This is a genomic window from Pseudomonas frederiksbergensis (assembly GCF_035751725.1).
GTDB classification, from domain to species: domain Bacteria; phylum Pseudomonadota; class Gammaproteobacteria; order Pseudomonadales; family Pseudomonadaceae; genus Aquipseudomonas; species Aquipseudomonas frederiksbergensis_A.
In genome coordinates this window covers 1817930-1841847 of sequence record NZ_CP142104.1, presented here as the reverse complement: position 1 = coordinate 1841847, position 23918 = coordinate 1817930, and the positions used below count along the sequence as shown (strand labels likewise).

Annotated in this window: 26 protein-coding genes and 1 pseudogene; 4 read left to right on the top strand and 23 right to left on the bottom strand. The window is 60.7% G+C overall.

Annotated features, from left to right (window positions below; translation table 11 throughout):
* Positions 1-13 precede the first annotated feature (13 nt).
* Positions 14-1219, bottom strand: coding sequence for an acetyl-CoA C-acetyltransferase (locus VQ575_RS08255; protein ID WP_039593694.1), 1206 nt, complete (start codon positions 1217-1219; stop codon positions 14-16).
* A gap of 611 nt (positions 1220-1830) precedes the next feature.
* On the opposite strand from VQ575_RS08255, the gene VQ575_RS08250 reads away from it, so the two are divergent.
* Positions 1831-2643, top strand: coding sequence for a c-type cytochrome (locus tag VQ575_RS08250; protein WP_039593693.1), 813 nt, complete (start codon positions 1831-1833; stop codon positions 2641-2643).
* A gap of 48 nt (positions 2644-2691) precedes the next feature.
* Here VQ575_RS08250 and VQ575_RS08245 read toward each other — a convergent pair whose 3' ends face one another.
* The 15 genes and pseudogenes from VQ575_RS08245 to VQ575_RS08175 form a co-directional block, all read right to left on the bottom strand.
* Positions 2692-3495 (bottom strand): transglutaminase family protein, encoded by an 804-nt coding sequence (locus VQ575_RS08245; protein ID WP_039593692.1) that lies wholly within the window; start codon positions 3493-3495, stop codon positions 2692-2694.
* Positions 3492-4442 carry an alpha-E domain-containing protein gene (locus VQ575_RS08240; RefSeq protein WP_039593691.1) on the bottom strand — a complete coding sequence of 317 codons (951 nt, stop codon included), beginning with the start codon at positions 4440-4442 and terminating at the stop codon, positions 3492-3494. The genes VQ575_RS08245 and VQ575_RS08240 overlap by 4 nt, the downstream gene beginning before the upstream one ends.
* Before the next feature lie 10 nt (positions 4443-4452).
* Positions 4453-4587: pseudogene (locus VQ575_RS08235) on the bottom strand (hypothetical protein); the annotation flags it as partial.
* Positions 4539-4742, bottom strand: a complete 204-nt coding sequence (locus VQ575_RS08230) for a hypothetical protein (protein WP_325919427.1) — start codon at positions 4740-4742, stop codon at positions 4539-4541. The pseudogene VQ575_RS08235 and the gene VQ575_RS08230, both read right to left, overlap by 49 nt.
* Before the next feature lie 281 nt (positions 4743-5023).
* The gene (locus VQ575_RS08225; RefSeq protein ID WP_039593689.1) at positions 5024-5365 is read right to left on the bottom strand and encodes a ribonuclease E inhibitor RraB; all 342 of its coding nucleotides are present in this window, start codon (positions 5363-5365) and stop codon (positions 5024-5026) included.
* Between the two features lie 201 nt (positions 5366-5566).
* Complete coding sequence (locus VQ575_RS08220; protein WP_039593688.1) at positions 5567-5803, bottom strand: hypothetical protein; 237 nt, start codon at positions 5801-5803, stop codon at positions 5567-5569.
* A gap of 138 nt (positions 5804-5941) precedes the next feature.
* On the bottom strand, positions 5942-6550 hold the full coding sequence (locus VQ575_RS08215) for an START domain-containing protein (RefSeq protein WP_039593687.1): 609 nt from the start codon (positions 6548-6550) through the stop codon (positions 5942-5944).
* 54 nt (positions 6551-6604) lie between these two features.
* Positions 6605-6859, bottom strand: coding sequence for a YkgJ family cysteine cluster protein (locus VQ575_RS08210; RefSeq protein WP_045156570.1), 255 nt, complete (start codon positions 6857-6859; stop codon positions 6605-6607).
* A gap of 148 nt (positions 6860-7007) precedes the next feature.
* The gene (locus tag VQ575_RS08205) at positions 7008-7490 is read right to left on the bottom strand and encodes a hypothetical protein (RefSeq protein ID WP_045156571.1); all 483 of its coding nucleotides are present in this window, start codon (positions 7488-7490) and stop codon (positions 7008-7010) included.
* Between the two features lie 85 nt (positions 7491-7575).
* The gene (locus VQ575_RS08200; protein WP_039593684.1) at positions 7576-9018 is read right to left on the bottom strand and encodes an aminotransferase-like domain-containing protein; all 1443 of its coding nucleotides are present in this window, start codon (positions 9016-9018) and stop codon (positions 7576-7578) included.
* Positions 9019-9212: 194 nt separating this feature from the next.
* Positions 9213-10022: an OmpA family protein gene (locus VQ575_RS08195; protein ID WP_045156572.1), complete on the bottom strand. Its 810-nt coding sequence runs from the start codon at positions 10020-10022 to the stop codon at positions 9213-9215.
* A complete protein-coding gene (locus tag VQ575_RS08190) occupies positions 10019-10378 on the bottom strand; it encodes a DUF4398 domain-containing protein (RefSeq protein ID WP_039593682.1) in 360 nt (119 codons plus the stop codon). Before VQ575_RS08190 ends, VQ575_RS08195 begins: the two co-directional genes overlap by 4 nt.
* Before the next feature lie 9 nt (positions 10379-10387).
* Positions 10388-11212, bottom strand: a complete 825-nt coding sequence (locus VQ575_RS08185) for a substrate-binding periplasmic protein (RefSeq protein ID WP_325919425.1) — start codon at positions 11210-11212, stop codon at positions 10388-10390.
* A gap of 75 nt (positions 11213-11287) precedes the next feature.
* Positions 11288-12217 (bottom strand): electron transfer flavoprotein subunit alpha/FixB family protein, encoded by a 930-nt coding sequence (locus tag VQ575_RS08180; protein WP_039593680.1) that lies wholly within the window; start codon positions 12215-12217, stop codon positions 11288-11290.
* A gap of 2 nt (positions 12218-12219) precedes the next feature.
* Positions 12220-12969: an electron transfer flavoprotein subunit beta/FixA family protein gene (locus VQ575_RS08175; protein ID WP_007908338.1), complete on the bottom strand. Its 750-nt coding sequence runs from the start codon at positions 12967-12969 to the stop codon at positions 12220-12222.
* Between the two features lie 545 nt (positions 12970-13514).
* Here VQ575_RS08175 and VQ575_RS08170 point away from each other — a divergent pair.
* A complete protein-coding gene (locus VQ575_RS08170; protein ID WP_045156574.1) occupies positions 13515-15179 on the top strand; it encodes an electron transfer flavoprotein-ubiquinone oxidoreductase in 1665 nt (554 codons plus the stop codon).
* 93 nt (positions 15180-15272) lie between these two features.
* On the opposite strand, the gene VQ575_RS08165 is transcribed toward VQ575_RS08170, so the two are convergent.
* Positions 15273-16163 carry an AraC family transcriptional regulator gene (locus VQ575_RS08165; protein ID WP_039593678.1) on the bottom strand — a complete coding sequence of 297 codons (891 nt, stop codon included), beginning with the start codon at positions 16161-16163 and terminating at the stop codon, positions 15273-15275.
* A gap of 179 nt (positions 16164-16342) precedes the next feature.
* On the opposite strand from VQ575_RS08165, the gene VQ575_RS08160 reads away from it, so the two are divergent.
* Entirely contained in the window at positions 16343-17395 is a 1053-nt protein-coding gene (locus tag VQ575_RS08160) for an NAD(P)-dependent alcohol dehydrogenase (RefSeq protein WP_039593677.1), read from the top strand.
* A 6-nt stretch (positions 17396-17401) separates the two neighbouring features.
* Here VQ575_RS08160 and VQ575_RS08155 read toward each other — a convergent pair whose 3' ends face one another.
* The 5 genes from VQ575_RS08155 to VQ575_RS08135 all read right to left on the bottom strand — a co-directional run bounded on the left by VQ575_RS08155 (position 17402) and on the right by VQ575_RS08135 (position 22507).
* Positions 17402-18205 (bottom strand): IclR family transcriptional regulator, encoded by an 804-nt coding sequence (locus tag VQ575_RS08155; protein WP_039593676.1) that lies wholly within the window; start codon positions 18203-18205, stop codon positions 17402-17404.
* 58 nt (positions 18206-18263) lie between these two features.
* A complete protein-coding gene (locus VQ575_RS08150; protein WP_039593675.1) occupies positions 18264-19574 on the bottom strand; it encodes an MFS transporter in 1311 nt (436 codons plus the stop codon).
* A gap of 111 nt (positions 19575-19685) precedes the next feature.
* Positions 19686-20834 carry a galactonate dehydratase gene (gene dgoD, locus VQ575_RS08145; protein ID WP_045156576.1) on the bottom strand — a complete coding sequence of 383 codons (1149 nt, stop codon included), beginning with the start codon at positions 20832-20834 and terminating at the stop codon, positions 19686-19688.
* Positions 20835-20883: 49 nt separating this feature from the next.
* Entirely contained in the window at positions 20884-21504 is a 621-nt protein-coding gene (locus VQ575_RS08140; protein ID WP_039593673.1) for a 2-dehydro-3-deoxy-6-phosphogalactonate aldolase, read from the bottom strand.
* Between the two features lie 19 nt (positions 21505-21523).
* Positions 21524-22507 carry a 2-dehydro-3-deoxygalactonokinase gene (locus tag VQ575_RS08135; RefSeq protein WP_325919424.1) on the bottom strand — a complete coding sequence of 328 codons (984 nt, stop codon included), beginning with the start codon at positions 22505-22507 and terminating at the stop codon, positions 21524-21526.
* Between the two features lie 189 nt (positions 22508-22696).
* On the opposite strand from VQ575_RS08135, the gene VQ575_RS08130 reads away from it, so the two are divergent.
* Entirely contained in the window at positions 22697-23329 is a 633-nt protein-coding gene (locus tag VQ575_RS08130; protein ID WP_039593671.1) for a glutathione S-transferase family protein, read from the top strand.
* Here VQ575_RS08130 and VQ575_RS08125 read toward each other — a convergent pair whose 3' ends face one another.
* Positions 23330-23812: a GNAT family N-acetyltransferase gene (locus VQ575_RS08125; RefSeq protein ID WP_014339485.1), complete on the bottom strand. Its 483-nt coding sequence runs from the start codon at positions 23810-23812 to the stop codon at positions 23330-23332.
* Positions 23813-23918 lie beyond the last annotated feature (106 nt).

The window sequence follows — 23918 nt, the reverse complement described above, 5'->3', positions numbered from 1 at the left end:
TTGAAGTCGGGGCTCAGAGGCGTTCGATGACAGTGGCAATACCCATGCCGCCGCCAACACATAGCGTCGCCAGGCCATAACGCAGGCGACGCGCCTCCAGTTCATCGAGCAGCGTGCCGAGGATTGCGCACCCGGTGGCGCCCAACGGATGGCCCATGGCGATCGAGCCGCCGTTGACGTTGACCCTGGCGGGGTCGATGGCCATGTCCTTGATGAACTTGAGTACCACCGAGGCGAAGGCTTCGTTGACTTCGAACAGGTCGATGTCCTCGACCCGCAGCCCCGCTTTCGCCAACGCCTTGCGGGTGGCGGGGGCCGGGCCCGTGAGCATGATGGTCGGCTCGGTGCTGGTGACGGCGGTGGCGACAATCCGCGCCCGGGGTTGCATCCCCAGCTCGCGGCCTTTGGCCTGGGAACCGATGAGCATCAGCGCCGCGCCATCGACGATGCCCGAGCTGTTGCCCGGGGTGTGCACATGATTGATCCGCTCGACATGGCTATAGACGCGTAATGCCGTGGCGTCGAACCCCATTTGGCCCATCGCTTCGAAGCTTGGCCGCAGTTTGCCCAGGCCTTCGAGCGTCGAGTCGGCGCGGATGAATTCGTCGTGATCCAATAGCACGATGCCGTTCTGGTCCCGCACCGCCACCAGTGATTTATCGAACGAACCGTTTCCCCGCGCCCGCGCGGCTTTTTGCTGGGACTGCAACGCAAAGGCATCGACATCCTCGCGACTGAAGCCCTCCAGGGTGGCGATCAAGTCGGCGCCGATGCCCTGGGGAACGAAATGACCGTGCAAGTTGGATTGAGGGTCCAGCGCCCATGCGCCGCCATCGCTGCCCATTGGCACCCGTGACATGGACTCGACGCCGCCCGCCACCACGAGGTCTTCGAAACCGGAGCGCACTTTCATCGCCGCCAGGTTCACCGCCTCCAGGCCCGAGGCGCAAAAGCGGTTGAGCTGAACGCCAGGCACGCTGACATCCCAATCAGCCACCAGGGCGGCGGTCTTCGCGATGTCGGCACCTTGATCGCCAATCGGCGTCACGCAGCCGAGCACGATGTCGTCTACCTGGCTAGTGTCCAGGCTGGTGCGTTCGCGCAACGCGGTCAACAGCCCGCTGACCAGGGTCACCGGCTTGACGGTGTGCAGGGCGCCATCAGATTTACCCTTGCCGCGAGGCGTGCGTAATGCGTCAAAAATCATCGCTTCGGTCATGACATCCTCAAGCCGCCATCGGCTAATCCAGAACATCTCCAACCTTAAGCCCAGCGGCCGCGGATGCAATGACCTCAAGGCTCAATGGCATTGACAGGCACGCTCAGACGAACGGTAGCGAGCTATCGGGTTAACCGTTTCAGGTAAGCAAGCTGTCTAGCAAAAGGGCCGGCAAGCAGCTGGCAATAGGCCTCATGTCTTTTTGATAGCGTCAAGCGCTAACCTGATATTAATTGGATCTAAGCCAAGTGGGCTGCGGCCCCTAATGTAAACCTTGTACAAGAAAGTCGTCGGGTTTTGCCGAGGCGCTTGTCACACAGGAAGTGCACCGCCAGCCGTCACGGAGTTACGCAGGCTGGCCTCAGGAAATAACAAAAAAGGCGGGTCAGCCATGTTCAAACATTCGAAAGTTCGTCAAGCCGGACTCATTCTCTTCGCCACGACGCTGCTGTTGATCTTGCCGAATATCACTAAAGTGATCGGCTGAACCAGGCGCGCGGTGTCCGCATCAACAGACGTTGCTTCGCCCAATAAATGTGAGAGGGTTCGTTGTCCGGCAACGGTGGCTGTGCCAACCTTTGCGCTCCCCCTCGACATGGAAGGCGATTCATTTGAAAGCATTTATCGTCATTGGGGCGCTGCTGATCAGCAGCCCTCTATACGCGGCGCAACTGGCGCTGGATCTGGGTGCGGGCGCCCGCACCTGGCAAACCGAAGAGCTGCTCAAGCATCCTGAAGCGCAAACGGTCCAGATCAACGAAGACGTTTCCTACAAGAAACCGATGACCTATCGCGCCGTGCCGTTGGCCTCGCTGTTGACCGGGATAAAACCTGACGATCATCTGCAAGCCGTGGCCCTGGACGGTTTCGCGGCCGAGATGCCCGCGGCGCCACTGCTCAATGCGAACGGCGCCCGCGCGTGGCTGGCGATCGAGGACCCGGCCAAACCCTGGCCGCCCTTGGGAGAAGGCAAGAAAAGCGCCGGCCCGTTCTATCTGGTGTGGACCGATCCACAAGCGGGCCCTATCAGCCCCGAGCAATGGCCCTACGCAGTGGCAAGTATCAAGCGCCTGTCGGCGGTGGCCGATCGGTTCCCGGCCCTACTGCCCTCGCCGAGCCTGGCCAAGGACGATCCGGTCAACAAAGGCTTCGAGTTGTTCCAGAAAAACTGCCTGGCCTGCCATCGTCTCAACGGCGCCGGTGACGCGCAGTTTGGTCCCGACCTGAACATTCCCTTCAACCCTACGGAATACTTCTCGCAAGATTTCCTCAAGCGTTACATCCGTGACCCTCAAGGCCTGCGCCATTGGCCCCAGGGCAAAATGCCGGGATTCTCCGCGGCGGTGCTCCCCGATCCGGAGCTGGATCAGTTGGTCGGGTATTTGAAGCACATGGCAGGACGCAAGCAGCCGTTGAAACAGTAGTTGCTTGCGTAGCGAGGGCACGAGCTCCCTCGCCACAAGCTCCGTCCGTTACTGCTGCTGCACCGTAATCACCGGCGCGGGCGTCACCAGCACTTTTGCGTGCATTTGTTCATATCCGCCGCCTCGGCGCATGCCACGCACTGGGCAGGCATCGAGGTAATCCAGGCCCACCGCCAACTTCAGGTGTCGCTCCGGGCGAGCCAGTTGGTTGGTCACGTCAAAGCTGTACCAGGCGTCATCGAGCCACGCCTCGGCCCAGGCGTGGCTGGCGAGGTGTTCGCTGTCCTCATTGAACAGGTAGCCCGAGACATAACGCGCCGGCACACCCAGGCTGCGAGCGCACGCGAGAAACGCATGGGCATGGTCCTGGCACACCCCGCTGCGCCCGGCAAAGGCCTGGGCCGCGCTGGTCTCGACTTCAGTGGCGCCGGGCGTGTAGGCCATGTGCTGGTTCAGCCCGTGCATCAGGTCGATCAACGCCGAGCGATCCCGCCGCTGCTTGCATTGCGCTTGAGCGAAGACACGAAGCGCATCGTCGGCCTCAGTAAGCCGGGTGAAGCGCAAGAACGGCAGCGCCGAACGGCTTTCATGCTCGGCTTCGTGCAACGGGTCGATATCCACCTGCCCACGGGCACCGATGATGATGGTTTCGTGGGGCTCGTCCAACGTCAGCACATGCAGGATGTTGCCGAACGGATCGAGCTGCGACCGCACCGGCCTGGGCAGATCCAGCTGCCAGCTCAGCACATGCTGGCGTTCGCTGTCGTGCGGTGTCAGGCGCAGGTACTGGATGCTGGCGCGAACCTGGTCTTCGTAGTGGTAGGCCGTTTCGTGGCTGATCGAGAGTCTCATAAGACCTCCAGGTAGGAACTGTGAATGGCATCGCCCAGTTCACGAACCAGTGGGATGAATTCGGTGAGCCAGGCATGCAACCCACCGTCCAGGATTTCGCTGATGCCGGTGTAGCGCAGGCGTGCGTCCATTTCCGCCGCCAGGCGCTGCGCCGCGCGCCCATTGGTACCCGGCAGGCTGGCGAGGATCTGGTCGATTTCTTCGGTGCAGGCGCGCAATGAACGCGGCACGTCCGCGCGCAACAGCAACAGCTCGGCCACATGGCGCGCCACCGGGGCGTCACGGTAGATTTCGGTGTAGGCCTCGAAGGAGGACAGTGCCCGCAACAGCGCGCTCCACTGATAGTAGGCGTGGGCGGTCCCGTCGCTGACCGCGTCGGCCTGGTCGCCGGCCATTTCGTAGCGGGCGTCGAGCAGGCGCAAAGTGTTGTCGGCCCTTTCGATGAAGGTCCCCAGCCGAATGAAACGGAACGCATCGTTGCGCATGATGGTGCCGTAGGTGGCGCCTCGAAACAGGTGCGATCGTTCCTTGATCCACTCACAAAAACGGCTCATGCCGTAGCGCCCCAGGCCTCGCTCGGCGATGTCGCGAATCTCCAGCCAGGTCGCGTTGACGTTTTCCCACATGTCGGCGGTGATTCGCCCTCGCACCGCGTGTGCGCTCGCCCGCGCAGAGCCGAGGCAACTGTAGATGCTTGCCGGATTGGCTGCTTCCAGCGCGAAAAAATGCAGCAAGCGTTCGGCATGGGGTTCGCCGTGCCTGTCCCGGTAATCCTCCAGCGTACCGGTGATCAACAGCGGCATCGCCAGTTCATGCAAGCCGTCGCCACGCCCGTCCTGGGGCATCAATGACAGCAAGTAGCTGACGTCGAGCATCCGTGCGAGGTTCTCCGCCCGCTCCAGATAACGCGACATCCAATAAAGATCCGAGGCGGTCCTGCTTAACATGTCGGTTCCTTCATTCTTCGACCCCCCAGGTGTCCTTGGTACCACCGCCCTGGGACGAGTTGACCACCAGGGAACCTTCGCGCAGCGCCACGCGGGTCAGGCCGCCCGGCACCAGGCGCGTTTCCCGACCCGAGAGGACGAACGGAGCGCCTCGACGACCGCACAGATCGATGCGTTCCGCGAACGGATCAAGGCCAGGAGTTCATCGGGTGTTTCGGCCAGCCAACGGGCGAAGGCACGATAGTGGGGGCGGACCTGGCCGTCGGCATCGTACATCTCATCAAAACCAGTGCGGCTCATGCCGTACTCCTTGTCACCCTGGCTTAGGCGTCGCAAGGCCCGTGCCAGCGGCATAAACGCTTTATGATCAACGACTTGGTTTATCCCTCGACAGGCCGAGCACCCTCGTGGTGCGGCGAATATCCCTGTCCGGCCTGCCTCGCTTCATTGCGACGCAAAACGTTGCTCTCCAGAGCATAGTCGACTCATGATCGTGGTTGGCTGCAGATAAATTGATCGGGGCCAGACATGAAAACGGCCGACACAAAGGTCAGCCGTTGCTGTGATGCAGGGAAAAGGTGTCAGGCCTGCAGGCGGCGGATCTCCTGCTTGACGCCCCACCCTTCGATAATGCCACCCAGGGGCTCGACCACCGCTTCGAAGTTCAACTCGAAGTCGCCGATGTCATCATAAGTGGCGTACATCACCCGGCTCAGTTCGAGCGACCAGGCGCCATCGTCCCGAGCGCTGATCTGCGCATTCAACGACTCCCCCCGAAAATGACCTGCCGCCCTGCGCGCCCGCTCCTCGTCGGGGAAGATGGCGTAGAACTCGATGGGATGGAATTGGGAGAAATCGAAACCGCCTTCTTTCATGCGGCGCAGCACGCTGGTGCTGATGTCTTCTTGATAGGCTGTGCTCATGAAACGTCCTCCTCAGACCGATGGATAGACTTTCCGTCTTCCCGTGCGTGCAACCTGCGGTTACAAGCAGTACGGCATCAATTGGCCGTCGGGACACAAGCATGTAGCTGACAAGACCGGACCTTGGCGATCCTTTCGCTGATCTCGATTGCAGAGTAGCTTCAAGTCATCGCCACTGCCAAGCGGGACCAGACAATGATTTCATGAAATCGGTTTAATGCTGATGATTTCAATGCTGTTTTGGGTTTTGAGGCTCTTGACTGTGGGATCGTCGGTGCGACCTTCCAGGTCGTTGAGGTCCAGCTCTTTCGAGAGAGGCACCAGCTTTTCACGAATCAATTGTGCAGCTTGTTCCATCGTGGGCTCCTGGGCGTAATCAAACTGCTCGGCGATCGTTTCGCCGTGATCGTCAACGAAGGTGATTTCCCACTTTTGCATCAGTGTCTCCTTGATCGATGGAGTGGCCGGGCTTACCTCTATCTCGACACTGGCGGCGAAACGATCGTTCCGCTCAGTTCGCTGACGGTTCCAATGAAAAAACCGCCTCAAGGGCGGTTTCTTCAATGAAGCTGCTGTTTATTTTTCAGCGCGTTCTTTCAGTGCTTTCAGCGTATTGAACGGCGCATCCACCACGAACTTGTTGGCCAGCCAGGACGGAACATCACCACCCGGCTCGGTGTGCACCTGATAAATCACTTCGATCTGGTTCGCTCCCTTGGGCGTGAACTTCCAGAAGCCATCGACTTGCGTCACGCGCACGAAGCCTTTCTCTTGCGGGGCATAGGTGGGCACACCCTTGAGGTTGCGCGTCAAGCTACCATCAGCACCTTCGACGGTCGTGACTTCCAGCACGGAGTCACGGGACGTGACCGGCCATGGCGTATTGAATTGGGTATACGTCCAACTCTTGTCGCCCTCATGCTTGAGCAGCTTCTGGCTCTTGCATTCATGGATCCACGCGCACGCGCCCGTGACGTCTTCCTGCAGGGCCCGCAGTTTGGCCATGGTGGTTTTCATCACGGTGACGCCGCGATAGGCCTTGTACTTCGAGCCAGGTACCTCGCTCAGCGAAACCTGGATACCTTCCTTATCCTTGGCGACCTGCCAGTCTTCTGCCTGGGCGGTAGCCGTTGCCAACAAGACGGTCAAACCACACAAAGCAGCCATACGATGCAGCGAACCCATAATTGTTTTCCTTATCGTCCAAGTTCGTTCAGATCATTCTCGATCGTTGTCCCACTACGCTGCCGTGACCTGCTCCCACCAGCCAATCAATCGAATGGCTTCTTCGCTGCTGTTGCCGCAGACCTCAGGGTCCGCTTCAAACGCCGAGCACACCGCCGGGCGTTCCGGCTGGCCGAAAATCTGGCAGAGATTGTCTGCCGATAACTGCACGCAACGCTCCCCCGCCGGCTTGCCTTGGGGCATGCCAGGGATGGGAGAACTGATGGAAGGGGCGATGCAACAGGCGCCACAGCCTTCTCGGCACTTCATGACGACAGGATCCTCACGACAGGTAACGTTGGGTAACAGGACACAGGGTAACGGCTAAAACACTCGTTTTAAATTGCCGTGCAGGTGTTTTTTTGGTTGTAGGCAGGATGACTCGGCAGTCAGCGACGAACAGCAACATGCGACGGGCTCATTGCTTGAATTCGAACTCCAGCGCCGCGCCTTCCACTTCGTTGCGCTCCTGATTGCGCAGCGGCAGCTGCATCTCGTTGCTCAACAGACGACCGTTGAGTTGGAACGGGCCTGGTTTGTCGCCGAACATGGACGGCAATAGCGGCTCACGCTTGGGCAGGGGCGTCTTGCCGGGTGGCTGCAGCTGGTCAACCATCTCATGTGGCAGGCTCAAGTCCAGCTTGGCCGGCGGCAACGGGGTCTTGGCGACCTCACGGGCCGATTTACTCTTGGAGGCGATAGGCGCGCGTTTTTTCTTTGCGGGGGCCGTTTTGGCGGCTGCCTTCTTGACCGTCTTTTTGACCTCGGCCGTTTTCTTCGGGGTGTCCTTGGTGGCGCTGGCGGCAGGCTTCTCCTGCGTCGGAGCTGCCACCGCACCTCCCATTTGGAGGGCACTCAACAGGCCGATCAAAACCCAGGCAGCAGGAACAATGGCTTTCATAGACACGACGACACCTACGGCAGAGACGTCCATGCTCGCCCGATATCGAGGCGCTGACAAGCACATCGGGCTAACCCGTTGATTTCTAAAATAACCCGCTGGCGGTCTCTTGGCACAGTTGAGTGGCCAGCAATCCCAGCGTCATCAAGGCCCGCTCTGCCTCGCGATTCCAGGGCGTGCCGCAGTTCAGGCGGATGCAGTGATTGAATTGCTCGGTGTTACTGAAAATCAGCCCAGGCGCGATGCTGATGCCTTGTTGCAGTGCACGGACATGCAGCTCCTGGGTGTTGACCCGCCCCGGCAGGCTGACCCAAAGGATGAAACCTCCGGTGGGACGACTCATTTGCGTACCTTCCGGGAAGTACTGCTGCACCGCCAACTGGAAGGCACTGAGATTCTTGCGGTACTCCTGGCGGATGTAGCGCAGGTGCCGGTCGTAACCGCCGTTCTCCAGGTAAGCCGCGATGCCCATCTGCGTCACACTGCATGCCGAATGGGTGCTGAAGGTCTGGAGTCGCTGGATCTCTTGCTGGAACTTGCCGGCGATCATCCAGCCAATCCGAACGCCAGGTGACAGGGTCTTGGAAAAACTCGAACAGTAGATCACTCGATCCAAGCGATCGTAGGCCTTCAATGCCTTGGTCCGGCCCTGTTCGAACATCAGTTCGCCATAAATGTCGTCTTCGACGATCTGGATGTCAAAGTCCGATGCCAGGCGCAGCAGTTGCTTTTGCCGCTCCTCGGGCATCGTGCCGCCGAGGGGATTGCTCAAGCGCGTGGTCAGCACCAACGCCTTGATCGACCATTGGTTAGCCGCCAGTTGCAGGGCCTCAAGGCTCATGCCAGTGACCGGGTCGCTGGGAATCTCGATCACCTTCAGGCCCAACAGATCCGCCAGTTGCAGCAACCCGTAGTAAGTAGGCGACTCGGCGGCGATCAGATCCCCGGGACGCGTCAGCACCCTCAGGGACATCTGCAGGGCGTCGACGCAGCCGTGTGTAATCACTACCTCGGAAGGGTCCACCACGACGCCGGCATCACGCATACGGATCGCGACTTGACGGCGCAACGGCTCGAAGCCGGGACTGAACATGTAGCTGAAGGCCCGTGGGCTGTGGAAGCGCGTGACCTTGGCCAATTGCTGATGCAATGCCCGGACAGGGAGATAATCAACGCTCGGCACCGCCGCGCCCAACGGAAACACGCCTTCGCGGCGCGACTCGACCAACACCTGCTGGATGATGCTGCTGCGTGTCACCAACCCGGGACGTTCGACCCGGGCGATGTCCGGCGTCGGCGCGGTCAAGGCCGGCGTCTGGTGCACGTAGTAGCCCGATTGCGGCCGCGCGCGAATCAGCCCCTGGTCTTCAAGATTGGCATAGGCCTGCAGCACCGTGGCGTGGCTGACGTTGAGCTGCGAGCTCATCTTGCGCACCGACGGCACGCGTTCTCCGGGCTGATACACCCCGCGCCGGATGTCTTCAGCCAACTGTTGCGCAATACGTTGATAGAGCAGGAGGTTGGTCATGACGCAGTACTCGATTTCGCAGGCATTTTATTCTTGTCGGAAATTTTACCGGCACAGTTTAGAAGTGTACTGGGACAGTTGCCAGATTACTCGACAGTACAGTGGGTTGACAGCCCCAACTGTACTCATCTCATGCACAAAGCGAAAAAAAACCCGGCGCCTCGAAGGGGCCGGGTTTTCCAGTAACGCCGCCCTCAGCGGGCAGCGCCGAGCTGGCCCTTTTCATCGGAAAACACAATTTCAACGCGGCGGTTCTGCGCCCGGCCACGCTCGCTCGCGTTGACGTCCACCGGGTATTGATCACCGTAACCTTCGACCTGGATGCGCTTCTCGTCAATGCCCAGGTCTACCAGCACGTCCGCTACGGCTTGCGCACGGTCGCGGGACAGCTTGAGGTTTTCCTGCTTGCCGCCAGTGCTGTCGGTGTAGCCTTCGATGCGTACCACGCGCTTGGGATTGAGTTGCAGGAACTGCACGATCTTGAGCACCACGCGATTGGCCGAATTCTTCAGCTCGGCTTCGCCGGTGTCGAACAGGACATCCCCGAGTGTCATCACCAGGCCGCGATCGGTCTGGGTAGTGGCCATCGCCATGATCTGCTCTTCCAGCCACTTGCCCTGCTGCTGGACACTCAGCAACTTGGATTCGCGCAGAGCCAACTGCAGGCGTTGGCGCTCCAGTTCGAGTTTCGCTGCGCGCTCTTCGTTGAGCACCTGGTTGCTGTGTTCACGGGCGATCTGACTGTAGCGCTGGCTCAGGTAGGCGTAGTGCTGCACGTCCTCACCGCTGCCCCAATAGCTGGACAAGCGATCCGCGCGGGCCAGGGATTCGCCGGCCCGAATCACGTCCCGGGGGGCGGCACGCAGTACATTGGCGTCTTCCTTGACCTTCTGGAAATCGGAGTTGGCTTGTTCGAGCGCCACTTCGCTGCGCTGCCCGGCGCAACCATACAAGCTGGTCAGGCCCGCAAGGACCAGGGCGCCCAATACGTGGGAGTGCTTCATTGGGCATCCTCCCGCAATTGTTTGCGCAAGCGCTTGATGCGCGTATCCAGCAGGTTCAGTTGCTCTTGGCTCTTGAGGGTCAGCACCTTCGCTTCGGCCAGGCGCGCATCCAGTTCGGCTTGCTCGGCGCGCATACGCGCCTTTTTATAGGATTCATCCGCCATGTTGGACTTGGCGCGTGCGAATTTGTCTTCAGCCAGTTTCAATTCAGGCACTTCATCGGTGGTTGCACCCACTGCACGGGCCTGCTCAATGGCCTGCTCAGTCAGGCGGATCTGTTCATTCGGCGCCGGATCGGCTGCGCAACCCGCCAGAGCCAGAACGGCCAGGGCAGCGAAAAGAGGTCGAATAGTCACTAATGTTCCCTACTGTTTTGGGGCAATGACGGGTGGCTTCAACTGTGTTCTCCAACGCTCCAGGTTGCGCTGCAACACAGCCTCCGTCAGGCCGGACGCGGCCAATTCTGTCATCTTTTGCGCCAGCTGTCCGCGTAACCATGGGTCATTGCAGGCGGAGTTATGGGAAAGCGCAAGGAACAGGCCCGGCTTGTCCATCGGTTGTGGCGCAGCTTGCAGGTCGCTCGCCATCCCCAGCGTCTGCGCCATCGCCAGGCCGGAATAACGCCCCGCCAGTACATATTCCACTTCACCCAGGAGCAATTTCTGAAAGGCCTGGGTCAGGTTGGGTGTACGGGTCAGGGTTAGATTCTGCTCAGCGAAGACGGCAAATCCCTGCGTCATGCGGGCCTTTTCCGACAAGGCGCCGGGATGCCCATGAAGATCCTCCAGCCGCTCGATGACCAGTGTCGAATCCTTGCGAGTCCACACCAGGTAATCGTTCTCCAGCAGCGGCGGATGCACGTAGTCCAGGGCTTGCAGTCCGGTCGTGGTCAATGGGGCATCGGCGAGCAGGTCCATGCGTCCGCTGCGCACCTCGTCCAACGCCTGGGCGCGCTTGCCGGCGTAAAGCAATTCGATCTTGATCCCCAGCGCCTGCGCCACCTGCTCCAACAGGTCGGCACCAGCACCGATCAGGTGCCTGGGGTCCTGGGGATCCTGCCAAAGATAGGGTGGCGCATCAGGGCTGCCGGTGGCGATCAGGCGCTCGCATTTGCCAGCGGCGACAGACAGGCTTGGCACGCAGGCCACCGCCCACAATAACGAATAGCCAGCCAAACGGCGAAGATCCATGGCACTGAGCTCCCGGAAGCAAAAAATAAAAAACCCGGCCAAAGGGCCGGGCTCTTTATAAGTGAAGACGCCGGATTAGACCAGCTTCTCCAGCTCAGGGATGGCTTCGAACAGGTCCGCCACCAGGCCGTAGTCGGCCACTTGGAAAATCGGCGCTTCTTCGTCCTTGTTGATCGCAACGATCACTTTGGAGTCTTTCATACCGGCCAGGTGCTGGATCGCGCCGGAGATACCGACGGCGATGTACAGCTGTGGCGCAACGATCTTGCCGGTCTGGCCGACCTGCATGTCGTTGGGTACGAAACCTGCGTCGACCGCGGCGCGGGAAGCACCGACGGCGGCGCCCAGCTTGTCGGCCAAGGCGTACAGGTGCTTGAAGTTGTCACCGTTCTGCATGCCACGGCCGCCGGAAACGACGATCTTGGCAGCGGTCAGCTCAGGACGATCGGACTTGGCCAGCTCTTCGTTGACGAAGCTGGAAATGCCGGCGTCGTGGGCAGCGCCTACGGCTTCAACGGCAGCCGAGCCACCTTCGGCGGCTACCGGGTCGAAACCGGTGGCGCGGACGGTGATGACCTTGACCGAAGCGGTCGATTGCACGGTGGCAATGGCGTTGCCGGCGTAGATCGGACGCTTGAAGGTGTCGGCGCTTTCGACCGAGATGATCTCGGAGATCTGGTCGACATCCAGTGCAGCGGCGACGCGAGGCAGGATGTTTTTACCGTTGGAGGTCGCGGCAGCCAGGATGTGGCTGTAGCCCTTGCCCAGCTCGGCGACCAGAGGCGCGACGTTTTCCGGCAACTGATGCGCGTAGGCGGCGTTGTCGGCCGACAGCACTTTTGCCACGCCAGCGATTTTCGCAGCGGCTTCGGCAACGGCGCTTGCGCCCTGCCCGGCTACCAGTACGTGCACATCACCACCGATTTTGGCGGCGGCAGCAACGGTGTTCAGCGTGGCCGGAGCCAGCGCCTTGTTATCGTGTTCGGCGATTACCAAGATAGTCATAGTTAGATTACCTTCGCTTCGTTTTTCAGTTTCTCGACCAGTTCAGCCACCGACTTGACCTTGATGCCCGCGCTGCGTGCAGCCGGCGCTTCGACTTTCAGGGTCTTGTTGGTGGAGGCGGTGGAAACGCCCAAAGCGTCAGGCGTCAGCACTTCAAGCGGCTTCTTCTTGGCTTTCATGATGTTTGGCAGGGACGCATAACGCGGCTCGTTCAAACGCAGGTCGGTGGTGACGATGGCCGGCAGTTTCAGGGAAACCGTCTGCGCGCCGCCGTCGATTTCGCGGGTCACGGCAACGCTGTCGCCGGACACTTCGACTTTCGACGCGAAGGTGCCCTGGCCGTAGCCGCTCAACGCGGCGAGCATCTGGCCGGTCTGGTTGTTGTCGCTGTCGATGGCCTGCTTGCCAAGGATGACCAACTGTGGCTGTTCCTTGTCGACAACGGCTTTCAACAGCTTGGCAACAGCCAGGGAAGTCAGGTCTTCGGCGGATTCGACGAGGATGGCGCGATCGGCACCCAGCGCAAGCGCGGTGCGCAGTTGTTCCTGGGCGGTGGTCGGGCCGATGGAAACGACGACGATCTCAGTCGCCACGCCTTTTTCTTTCAGGCGTACGGCTTCTTCTACGGCGATTTCGCAGAAAGGGTTCATCGACATCTTGACGTTGGCGAGGTCGACGCCGGAGTTGTCCGCCTTGACGCGAACCTTGACGTTATAGTCGACCACTCGTTTGACAGCTACAAGAACCTTCATGGATTCCTCGTTACTCTCCGGTGAAAAGAAAGTCGCCTGGGCGAACCTGGCGGTTGATGATCATGGGCGCAAGGGCACCTCTAAAAACGCCGGCATGAACCACACATGACCTTTGCTCACGGGAGTGAAGACCATTCGTCAGTGATGACCGATGAGTCATTCATTATCGCGGCGTGTAAACTGCGCGTCGCAACCACGCAATACGTCACTTCGTGCTGCCTTCGCCCTGTTTTTAGAGGTGCTCTTGGAACCAACAGTCAGCCTACGGCGAGCGCAAAACCGCCCGTATCTTGACCGGAACGCCTATTCCGGTCAATACGGCAAAATGGTCAGTCATAAGCCGTACGTCAGTGATTTATCAGGGCTGCGGCAATTTCAAACAAACGTTTGTATTGGACCCTGAGAGTGGTGTAGATATAATGCGCCGCTTAAGAGAGACCCGCGTCTCATCCATTGTCGCTTTCGTCGCTTCGCGAAGGAAACAACGGATGCAACGCCAAACCTCCAATTAGAAAAAACTGTGAGCCTTGAGTAGGAGATAGCCTGTGGAACGCGAATACATGGAATTCGACGTGGTCATCGTCGGTGCCGGCCCCGCTGGCCTGTCTGCCGCTTGCCGACTGAAACAGAAGGCCGCCGAAGCCGGTAAGGAAATCAGCGTCTGCGTGGTCGAAAAAGGTTCCGAAGTCGGTGCGCACATCCTCTCCGGCGCGGTGTTTGAACCCCGCGCCCTGAACGAACTGTTCCCGGACTGGAAAGAACTTGGCGCGCCACTGAATACGCCGGTCGTACGCGATGACATTTATGTCCTGAGAAACGCCGAGGCCGCGAGCAAAATCCCTGACTTCTTTGTGCCCAAGACCATGCACAACGAAGGCAACTATATTATTTCCCTGGGCAACCTGTGCCGCTGGCTGGCCCAGCAGGCCGAGAACCTGGGCGTGGAAATCTACCCCGGCTTCGCCGCTCAGGAAGCGCTGTTCGACGAAAACGGCGTGGTGCGCGGGATCATCACCGGCGACCTGGGTGTCGACCGCGAAGGCCACCCGAAGGAAGGCCTCTACACCCCTGGCATGGAATTGCGTGGCAAGTACACGCTGTTCGCCGAAGGCTGCCGTGGCCACATCGGCAAGCAATTGATCAAGCGCTTCAATCTGGACAGCGAGGCCGACGCCCAGCACTACGGCATCGGCCTGAAGGAAATCTGGGAAATTGACCCGGCCAAGCACCAACCCGGCCTGGTGGTGCACACCGCCGGCTGGCCGCTGGACATCATGGGCACCGAGAACACCGGCGGATCCTTCCTCTATCACCTGGAAAACAACCAGGTGGTGGTCGGCCTGATTATCGACCTGTCCTACAGCAACACCTTCCTGTCGCCGTTCGACGAGTTCCAGCGCCTCAAGCATCACCCGGTGCTCAAGCAGTACCTGGAAGGCGGCAAGCGCGTCAGCTACGGCGCCCGTGCCATCTGCAAGGGCGGCCTGAACTCGCTGCCGAAGATGGTCTTCAAGGGTGGTGCGCTGATCGGTTGCGACCTCGGCACCCTGAACTTCGCCAAGATCAAGGGCAGCCACACTGCCATGAAATCCGGCATGCTCGCCGCCGAAGCCGTGGCCGATCGCCTGTTCGCCGAGTCCGAAGGCGGTGATGAACTGACCGCCTACGTAGACAGCTTCAAGAGCAGCTGGCTGTATGAAGAATTGTTCGCCAGCCGTAACTTCGGCGCGGCGATTCATAAGTACGGCGCGATCGTCGGTGGCGGTTTCAACTGGCTCGACCAGAACATTTTCGGTGGCAAGATCCCGTTCACCCTGCGCGACACCAAGCCGGATTACGCCTGCCTGAAACCGGCGGCAGAGTGCAAGAAGATCGACTACCCGAAACCGGACGGCAAGATCAGCTTCGACAAGCTCAGCTCGGTGTTCATCTCCGGCACCAACCATGAAGAAGAACAACCCTGCCACCTGAAGCTGACCGACCCGAGCATCCCGATCAGCAAGAACCTGCCGCTGTACGACGAACCGGCCCAGCGCTACTGCCCAGCCGGCGTGTACGAAGTGATCACCAAGGAAGACGGTGAGAAGCGTTTCCAGATCAACGCCCAGAACTGCGTTCACTGCAAGACCTGCGACATCAAGGACCCTGCACAGAACATCACCTGGGTCACCCCGGAAGGCGCCGGCGGCCCGACTTACCCGAACATGTAAGCCGACACGCTGAACATCGAGGCTCCCGCAATGGGGGCCTTTTTATTACCTGCAATCCAACAAACACCGCTCCCACAAGGGATTTTCAAAGACTCAGGCGGCGCGCTCTTCCCCAGGATTGCGCTCGAAGTAACGCTTGTACTCCCGACTGAACTGCGACGGGCTCTGATACCCCACTTGATGCGCGACCTGGGCCACGCTCATGCCCTCACAGAGCAGCAGCCGCTGGGCCTTGAGCAGGCGCAAACGCTTGAGGTACTGCACCGGCGACAGCAAGGTGCTGCGCTTGAAATGCTCATGGAAGGTCGAAGCGCTCATGTTCGCGCGACTCGCCAGCGTCTCGACGTTCAGCGGCTCGGTGAAGTGCGCATGCAAATGGCTCAGGGCTGCGGCAATCCGGGCGAACTGGCCCTGCTGCTCCACCAGCGCCCGCAGCACATCGGCCTGGGGCCCGCGCAACACGACGAATAGCAATTCCCGTAGCCGCGCCTGGCCCATGACTTGGCACTCCAGTGGATCGTGCAGGCAGCGCAACAAGCGTTCGACACACCCTCGCATGGCATCATCGAGCACTGCGCAGGTCATGGATTCCGGCGTCTGGGGCGGCAGATTCCGACCTGGCATCAACCCCATGGCCAGCACCAATTCCCCCAACATCGCCCGGTCGATCGCAACGGAAATGCCATACAGCGGAGCATTGGGCATGGCGTAGGTTTCGCATTCGAACGGCACCGGCAGGGCCTGGATCAGATAATGCCCCGCGCCATATTCCATTGTCCGCGGTCCCAGGTACGCCAGTTTGCTGCCTTGGGCAATGATCACCAGGCTCGGCTCGTAGAGCTGCGGGCCACGGGCGACGTCCTGGCTGGCGCGCAGCGCGTGCACGCCAGGCAGTCGCGTAGGGACAAAACCGTCGCGGGTAGCCAAGGGTTCTATCAGCGAAACCAGCGTGGCATTGGCATCGAGATGGCGGGTCAACAACATGGGCGAAAACTTCACGAAAAATGGGATGAAACCATCATCGCAGGTCTGGCGTCACATGGAATCAAATCCTGGCCAACGCCGGAGGATTAGGCATGACAGGCGTAGGATTCACCATCGCCGCCTGCCGCCATGCCTCCCAGAATGAACCCCTCACCGTTCACTGCTCAGCGAGGTCCATCATGTACACAGCCATCGGATATGCCGCCCAATCGGCCACCACCCCCCTCGCCCCCATGAAGTTCGAGCGTCGCAGCCCGCGCGCCGACGATGTGTCGATCGATATTCTCTACTGCGGGGTCTGCCACTCCGACATCCACCAGGCCCGCAATGAATGGGGCATCGCCGTTTACCCGTTGATGCCCGGCCATGAAATCATCGGAAAAGTCACCGCCGTCGGTGCGAATGTCACCGGTCACAAAGTCGGAGATCTGGTGGGCGTGGGCTGCATGGTCGACTCCTGCCGTGAATGCGAAGCGTGCCGGGCCGACCTGGAGCAATACTGCCTGGAAGGGATGACCCAGACCTACGCCAGCCCGGACCGCATAAGTGGCGGCCACACCATGGGCGGCTACTCCGACAGCATCGTGGTCAGCCAGCACTTTGTACTGCGCATCCCGCAGACACTCGACCCAGCCAGCGCCGCGCCGCTGCTCTGCGCCGGCATCACCACCTATTCGCCGCTCAAGCACTATGGCGTGAAGGCCGGTGACAAGGTCGGCGTGCTGGGCATGGGAGGCCTGGGCCACATGGGTATCAAGTTTGCCAAGGCCATGGGCGCCGAAGTGACGCTGTTCACCCGCTCGGCAAGCAAGGCCGAGGAAGCCCGTCGCCAAGGCGCGGATCATGTGATCGTGTCCACCGACGCCGAACAGATGGCGGCCGCTGCCGGACGTTTCAACTTCCTGCTCGACACCATCCCGGTGCAGCACGACCTCAACCCCTACCTCGACACGCTGCATTTCGACGGCGTGCACATCATCGTGGGCCTGGTCGAGCCGGTCGACCCACCGGTACACGCGGCAAAGCTGATCATGGGTCGCCGAGTGCTGGCCGGCTCGCTGATCGGCGGTATCGCAGAAACCCAGGAAATGCTGGATTTCTGCGCCGAGCACAACATCAGCTGCGACATTGAAATGCTCGACATCCGCCAGATCAACGAGGCCTACAGCCGCATGATCGCCGGGGATGTGAAGTACCGCTTCGTCATCGACATGGCGACACTCAAGGCCTGACGTTCGTCAAACCTTGGCGCCCAGTTCCGCCGACAGCCGGGCTGTAACCCCTTTGACCAGGGGGATCAGCTCGGCCATTTTTTCCAGCGGCATGTAAGGCACGGTGCTGGCGATGCTGATACCGGCGACGATGCGCTTGCCGGCGTCACGGATCGGCGCCGCCACACAACGGATCGACGGTTCGTTGTCCTCCAGGTCGAAGGCATAGCCCCCCGCCACATACTCCACCATTCGTTGCTGGAACTGCTCCCAGGATTGCTCCTGGTGCTGGGGCCAGAACTGATTTTTCCCACCCGCCGGCAGGCTGATTTCATACAGCCGTTTCCATTGCTCCTGGGAGTCATCGAGCATCAGGGCCTTGCCGATCCCGGTCCGCGCCAACGGCATGCGATGGCCCACACGCGAGCGCATTTCCGGGCCGTTGCGCCCCGGATTCTTCAGCAAGTACAAGACTTCGTCGCCCTCGCGAATCGCCAGGTGAACGGTGTCCCCCGTGAGCGCCGACAACTCGTCCAGGTACGGCCCCGCCAGGCTGACCAGCGGCAACTCTTCCCGGGCCTGGAAACCCAGCTCGATCAACTTCGGCCCCAGCAGGTAACCCACTTGCGGCACCACGCGCAGATAACGTTCATCCACCAGACAACTGGCCAGGCGATGGGTGGTGCTGCGGGTGGTGCCGATCAGCCGGGCGATTTCCTTCAAGTCGCGGGCGCCACTGGCGACCGCCTGGACCACGCCCAGGCCGCGCAGCAATGTCTGCGTGCCGGTAGGGGCGGCATCCTTGATAGTTTTTGGATCGTCTTGCTGCATGGCGGCCTTCAACAGTGAGCGGGGAACGGGCGGCATTATGGTCGCCCGTCCCGTCGGACTACAACTCGATGCGCTCGACCTTCCCGACCAGCAGGATGTAGGACAGCGCGCCGGCCAGTGCGAGCACCGCGATATAGGTGATGGCCGGGGCAAACGAATCGCCGCTGGCGAGGAAGCCAATGACGATCGGCGTGGCGATGGCCGCCAGGTTACCGATGAAGTTGAACACCCCGCCGGTCAACCCAAGCAACCTTGCCGGCGCCAGGGTCGACACCAGCGACCAGGTGATCGATGCCAGGCCATTGCCGAAGAAAGCCAAGGCCAGGAATGCGATGACCAGCGGCGTCGATTCGACGTAGTTGGCGCCGATGATCGCCGTGGAAATCAACAACCCACCAATGATCGGCAATTTGCGCGCGAACCCCACCGTGGCGCCGCGGCGAATCAGCCAGTCGGAGAAGAACCCGGAACACAGCACACCAACAAATGCCGCGAGGAATGGCAACGACGCCAGCAAGCCGGACTTGATGAAGTCCATGCCGCGATATTTCACCAGGTAGGTCGGAAACCATGTCAGGAAAAACCACAGCGTGGAGTTGAGGCAGAACTGCCCCAGGTAAATGCCCCACAACTTGCGTTGGGTCAGGACGATGCCCAGATCGGTCCAGCTGAATTTGGCCTTGACCTTGGCGGTCTCGGCCTGGATATCCACCAGCCCGCCGCCTTCGCGGATCAGCTCGATTTCGGCGGCGTTGGCGCCTTTGAAATCCCGCGGCTCGCGATACACCGCGTACCAGATCACCGCCCAGAGAATGCCCACCGCGCCCGTAGCGACAAACACCATGTGCCAACCGAAGGCATGTTGCAGCCACGCCAGTACCGGGGTCAGGAATGCCAGGCCGACGAACTGCCCGGAGGTGTAGAAACCGATCGCCGTGGCCCGCTCGCGCTCGGGAAACCAGGTCGTGACCACGCGGCTGTTGATTGGATAGGCCGGCGCCTCCAGGGCACCAACGGCCATGCGCAGCACGAACAAGGCAATGAAACTGGCGGCGAAACCGAGCATCACCGTGGCCACCGACCACAACAGCAACGCCACGCTATAGAGGATGCGCGGCGGCACCCGGTCCACCAGCCAGCCGCCGGGGATCTGCATGGCGGCGTAGGTCCAGCCGAACGCGGAAAAAATCAGCCCGACGTGGATCGGGTCAATGCCCAGGTCGCTGGTCAGTGCGGGGGCGGCAATCGAGAGGTTGCTGCGGTCCAGGTAGTTGATCACCACGGTGATGAACAGCAGGACCATGATGAAAAAACGCTTGCGGCTGGGCGTCACCAACGACGCCTGCGCGCTCAGGGTGTGCGCTTGCATGTGAGGTGCCTCTTTTTATGTTTATTGAGGGCGAAGCTAATGAGCGATCACATCAACCACCATGGCGAGGCGGCTTGCTCCCTCGCCATGGAAATGTGGGCTCCGAGGCAATCACCACTCGGCAAAACTGCCATCGGCATGGCGCCAGATCGGGTTGCGCCAGCGGTGGCCGATGGCCGCGCGCTCGATGACGTATTCCTCGTTGATCTCGATGCCCAGGCCGGGACCGTTCGGAATTTTCACGAAGCCCTGGTCGTAGTCGAACACTCGAGGATCCTTGATGTAGTCCAGCAGGTCGTTGCTCTCGTTATAGTGGATACCCAGGCTCTGCTCCTGGATAAACGCGTTGTAGCAAGCCGCGTCCAGTTGCAGGCACGCCGCCAGGGCAATCGGGCCCAGCGGGCAATGCAGCGCCAGCGCCACGTCGTAGGCCTCGGCCATGTTGGCGATCTTGCGGGTTTCGGTGATGCCACCGGCGTGGGACGCATCCGGCTGGATAATGTCCACGTAGCCTTCGCTGAGCACCCGCTTGAAATCCCAACGCGAGAACAACCGCTCGCCCAGGGCGATTGGGGTGCTGGTCAGTGGCGCCAGTTCCTTGAGGGCTTCGTAGTTTTCGCTGAGCACCGGCTCTTCGATGAACATCAGCTTGTAGGGGTCGAGTTCCTTCATCAGCACCTTGGCCATCGGCTTGTGCACCCGACCGTGGAAGTCCACGCCGATGCCGACGTTCGGCCCGACCGCGTCGCGCACTGCCGCCACGTTGGCCAAGGCCAGGTCGACTTTTTCGAAAGTGTCGAGAAACTGCAGCTCTTCGGTGCCGTTCATCTTCACCGCGGTGAAGCCCCGCCCTACCGCCTCTTTCGCCGCTCGAGCGGTGTCCGCCGGCCGGTCGCCGCCGATCCAGGAGTAAACACGGATCTTGTCGCGCACCTGGCCGCCCAACAAATCGCTGACCGACACGCCCAAGGCCTTGCCCTTGATGTCCCACAACGCCTGGTCGATACCGGCCAGGGCGCTCATATGAATGGCGCCGCCGCGGTAGAAGCCGCCGCGATAGAGTACGGTCCAGATGTCTTCGATATTGCGTGGGTCTTTGCCGATCAGGTAGTCGGACAATTCCTCGACGGCGGCCGCCACCGTGTGGGCACGGCCCTCGACCACCGGCTCACCCCAACCGGTCACGCCCTCGTCGGTTTCGACCTTGAGGAAGCACCAGCGCGGCGGAACGATAAACGTGGTCAGCTTGGTGATTTTCATCTTGTTGTCTCTCTTGTCAGATGCAGCGCGCGGGGCGCTGGAAAAGTCTTCAGTTCAAGGCATTCCATGCGGCCACGTAGGCCTTGGCGCGCACCGCCACTTCATCCGCTGTCAGGCCCGGCTTGAACAGCCCGGAACCGAGGCCGAAACCCTTGACGCCGGCTTCGACGAACACCGCCATGTTGTCCGGGGTAATCCCGCCCACCGGCACCAGTACGGTCCCGGTCGGCAACACCGCAAGCCAGGCCTTGACCGCCGCCGGGCCCATTTGCTCGGCGGGAAACATCTTCAGCACATCAGCGCCCTCGGCCAGTGCGGCGAACGCTTCCGTCGGCGTGGCGACGCCCGGCGACAGGTACAGCCCCGCCGCTTTCGCCGCCCGCAACACCTTCGGATCGCTATGAGGCATGACGATCACCTGGCCGCCAGCGGTTTTCACCTGCTCGACCTGTTCCGGCGTGAGCACGGTGCCGGCACCGATCAGGCAATCGGCGGGCAAGGTACTGCGCAGGATGCGAATGCTTTCGTACGGCTCAGGGGAATTGAGCGGCACTTCGATGACACGAAATCCAGCGGCATAAAGGACTTCGCCGATAGATGCCGCTTCCTCGGGGCGCAGGCCGCGCAGGATCGCGATCAGTCCGTTATGCGCCAATGCTTGTGTGAGCATGTCAGGTCTCCAGTCAGGTTTAACGCGATGCGGTGGATTCGAGCAGCCCGGCCGCCACGGCCAGCTGCCATAAACCGCGCTCGGTGGCCTGTTCGGCCAAGGTCACCCGGGCGAAACCGCAGGCATCGAGAGCCCGTTGGTAACGGGCACACAATTGAGAGTTGCCGATCAGCAACACCGTCGGTAAGGGAACGCTGTTACGTCGCTGACGCTGCACGGCGGCCAGGGCCGTCAGCTCATGGCCGATCAGCACACCCGACAGATAGTCGGCCTGGGCGCTCGCGCCGAGCTCGCCAGTCAGGCCCAGGCTGCGGGCGCTGAACACGGTGGACAAAGGGCCGATTTCCCCGTCCGCCGACAGCGCGACCTGTACGCCACGATCGAAAGCCACGCCGTCGAACGCCACGTCTCGCTGCTGGGTACGGCCGAGGATGCTGTGGTCACTGAGCACGGCGAAGATCTCGCCGGTCATGAAGGTGTCGAAATGAACGATGCAGCCGTCGGCTACCTCTACCCATTTCGAATGGCTGCCCGGCAAGCCGATCAGCACCGCTTCGTTCGGCAGGCTATGCAACGCACCGAGTACCTGGGTTTCTTCGCCGCGCATCACATTGGGCAGCCGGGAACGCTGGATCACGCCTGGCACGATGTGAACATCTACACCACGAAGGCTCCGAATGACTTGTAGGGAATGTCCGAGATTGGCGACGTTTGCCGGCGTATCGCAGTAAGGCGCTTCTCGCCAACCTTGGGCGCTGCCAACCATGCCGCAAGCGATGACGGGCAAGCCTGGCTGCGCATCGAGCCAGTCGCCGCAGGCTTCATCGAAGGCCAATTCAAAACCGTCGGTGCAGACCTGGCCGGCCACGGTTCGCGGCCCGGACGGCAACTGCATGATCCCCGACGACAGCGAACGCTGTTCGAGCACCTCGCCTCCCGCGGCAAGTTTGTAAGCCCGTAATGAGGTGGTCCCCCAATCGAGCGCGATCAATTGCGCCTGCATCCGCTTCACCTGTTTTGTTTATTGGGCAGTGAGTGAGGCGGACTATAAACCCGGGCACCATAAAATCTCAATATATAAATATCACTCCCATATATTGGGATCTTTATAGCAACGGTAAAACTATCGCCATCCACCCCAGCCCCTGCTACGTTTCTAATCGGAAAGCCAGACAACTCAGGGAAAAAAGTGATGGGACAGACGCTGAAGATCCTCGGCCGCACCTCCTCGATCAACGTCAGAAAAGTGTTGTGGACCTGCCAGGAATTGGAAATCGCCTACGAGCGCGAAGACTGGGGCATCGGCTTTTCCTCGACCCATGATCCAGCGTTCCTGGCATTGAATCCCAACGCCCAAGTGCCGGTGATCATCGACGAGAATGGCGTGCTCTGGGAGTCGAACACCATTTGCCGCTATCTGGTGGGCAAGCACGGGCGCACCGATCTGCTTCCCAACGAACCTGCCGCACGAGCGCGCATCGAGCAGTGGATGGACTGGCAAGCCACGGAACTCAATCCGTCATGGGGTGATGCGTTCTATGGGCTGGTGCGCAAACACCCGGATTTCCAGGACCCGCAACTCATCGCTGCCGGCGTCAAAGGCTGGAACGAAAAAATGGGGTTGCTGGAACAACAGCTGAACCACACTGGCGCTTACGTGGCTGGCGCGGACTTTTCCTTAGCCGACGTGCTCATTGGCCTGTCCGTGCACCGCTGGCGCCAGACGCCCATGGAGCGTCCGGATTACCCAGCGGTAGCCGCCTATTGCAAGCGGCTCGAACAGCGTCCCGGATTCACGGAGTACGCGTCCGACTCATACGCATGATCAATTGCCGTTGGCAAAATCGCGCAGCACCTTGCCATCCATCCGATAGCGCACCCACTCTTCCTGCGGTTGCGCGCCGAGGGATTTGTAGAACTCGATGGCCGGGGTGTTCCAGTCCAATACGCTCCACTCAAAGCGACCGCAATCGTTGTCGCAGGCGATCTTCGCCAAATGCCGCAACAACGTCTTCCCTGCCCCGCCACCGCGCTGCTCTGGCGTAATGTACAAGTCTTCGAGGTACAGGCAGTTGCTGCCCAGCCAAGTGGAATAGCTGAAGAAGAACACCGCGAAACCGATCGGCACGCCATCACGCAGGCAGATCAACCCGTGGGCCGTTGCGCCCTCGCTGAACAGGCTGCGCTCGATGTCGGCAACACTGGCGATAACTTCGTGGCGGGCCTTTTCGTAATCGGCCAATTCGGTGATGAAGGCTAGGATTTGAGGCGCATCGCTGGGTTGCGCAGGACGGATCTCGATGGACATGTACGGGCCTTGTCGCCAATTGAAAGCGCCATACTAAGCCGCCAGGCGGCGCTCGTCACATCTTCTGCAGACAACTTCCACAGCGCCGTTCGTCGCCCCTCTGGCA